Below are 2,051 nucleotides of genomic sequence, written 5' to 3'. Positions count from 1 at the left end.
ATGAGTTTTGACTATCTCGCTATAAGGCCACTTAGCGATGGTCTATCCAACATATAAGATCAAAAAAGCGAGCACTAAGCTCGCTTTTAACTATCTGTTTTTGAAAAAATTACAGCAGTTCAACCGACTGCTGGGCGATCACGAATTCTTCGTTGGTTGGGATAACCATTGCTACTGCGTCTAACATTTCAGACTTAGCGATGATCCCTTCAGCACCAAAGCGAGCAGATTCGTTACCTGCTACATCTTCAACGAAACCTAGAATCTTAAGGTTGTTTAAGATCTCACGACGAATTGGTAGAGAGTTCTCACCGATACCACCAGTGAAGATGATACCGTCTAAAGAATCTAGCGTTGCTAGGTAAGAAGCAACGTATTTCGCTACGCGGTAAGTAAACACCTCAAACGCAAGCTTAGCGCCTTCGTGGCCCTCTTCCATTGCTTCTAAGATGCCACGAGCATCGCTCGTAAGACCAGACACGCCAAGGAAGCCAGACTCCTTGTTTAGAGAGTTAAATACTTGCTCTTGTGACCAGCCTTTCTTAAGTAGGTATTCGATGATGCCTGGGTCTAGGTCACCACAACGTGTGCCCATCATTAGGCCTGAAAGTGGTGTGAAGCCCATAGAAGTATCAACACTGTTACCATCTTTAATAGCACATACAGATGCGCCGTTACCTAGGTGAACAGAGATGAAGCTCGATTTTTCGATTGGCTTGTTAACCATCTTCGCAGCTTCACGGCTAACGAAGTAGTGGCTAGTGCCGTGGAAACCGTAGCGACGTACGCCGAAGTCTGTGTATAGCTCTTTTGCGATTGCACCAGTGAATGCACGTTGAGGCATTGTTTGGTGGAAAGCAGTATCAAATACAGCGAACTGAGGTAGAGAAGGGAAAGCTTCAATTGCAGCACGGATACCGATAGCACCTGCTGGGTTATGAAGTGGAGCTAGGTCAGATAGGCTTTCAATTTCGTTCGTTACTTCTTCAGTAATGCGAACCGTTTGAGTGAACTTCTCACCGCCGTGAACGATACGGTGACCGATAGCCACGATATCAGCCGTGAAGCCTAGGTCTTCCATCAGGCCAACCAATTTGCCAATGGCAATTTTGTGGTGGTTATCTTCACCTTGAATGGCAATTTCAGTTTTCTCGCCTTGGAATTTCCAGCTCATACGAGCATCTTCAAGACCAAAACACTCCCCTAGGCCACTTAATACTGCTTCACCAGAAACAGAATCGATTACAGCAAATTTTAGGGATGAACTACCCGAGTTAATAACCAGAACAAACGAATTAGACATTGGATATGGATCCTGTTTCAGTACGAATTGGATGAAGTGTTTACTTCAATTTTAGTTAAGTCCATTATTCAATAATTTTTGAATCTTTCAACTTTTGTTTTGAAAAAATCACTAAATGAACACAATTAAGTTGATCTTGGTCATTAAATTATTTATTTCGAGAGCGGAATTAAAAAATAGTTGAATAAGAAAATTAATGAACAGGTGACGCAAACGAGTGCTCACGTTATTTTTAACTTGATTCAGTTAATTAAAGCGACTCGAACAAATGCAGGTGATCCGCTTGAAAAACAACCACCCTTCCCTTTCGTCTGCTTATCATTACCGATAACTTTTTGCTCGATTTCTCAATTGCTCAGTGTTTGCATCAAAAAGCTCACTGAAGTTGAGAATAGTGATCTGATCTTATTTTGATTGCCTTCGAGCACAACTCTACGAATAGATGCACTGTAACGACGCTTAGATAGCCTTCACTCTTTGTTTCAGCATCTTGTAGCACGTTCTTTTGGTATAGGCTTAGAACGCGATACAGCTAAGTTTTGGCACTAACATTCGTTCTAGGCGCGATGCTTAGTTTCATGGACGAAGCATAGTTACAGGAACGAAGCTTGATTAAAGTAAGTTAGCTACGAATATCGAGCCAACCAAAGCTTAAGTTCAAATAGCAGGCACAAAAAAGCCGAGCATTACGCTCCAATGCCGTTCGGATAAGCATTACTGTTTGAATCTAAACGGATATTTAGCTGGA

Annotated in this window: 1 protein-coding gene; it reads right to left on the bottom strand. The window is 42.2% G+C overall.

Annotation, left to right across the window (positions count from 1 at the left end; translation table 11 throughout):
- Positions 1-109: 109 nt before the first annotated feature.
- Positions 110-1,303 carry an acetate/propionate family kinase gene (locus AB6E52_RS22930; protein ID WP_017064366.1) on the bottom strand — a complete coding sequence of 398 codons (1,194 nt, stop codon included), beginning with the start codon at positions 1,301-1,303 and terminating at the stop codon, positions 110-112.
- Positions 1,304-2,051 lie beyond the last annotated feature (748 nt).

Source organism: Vibrio sp. 10N.247.311.13 (assembly GCF_041467595.1).
Taxonomy (GTDB): Bacteria; Pseudomonadota; Gammaproteobacteria; order Enterobacterales; family Vibrionaceae; genus Vibrio; species Vibrio crassostreae_C.
This window is presented reverse-complemented; position numbering and strand designations above follow the sequence as displayed.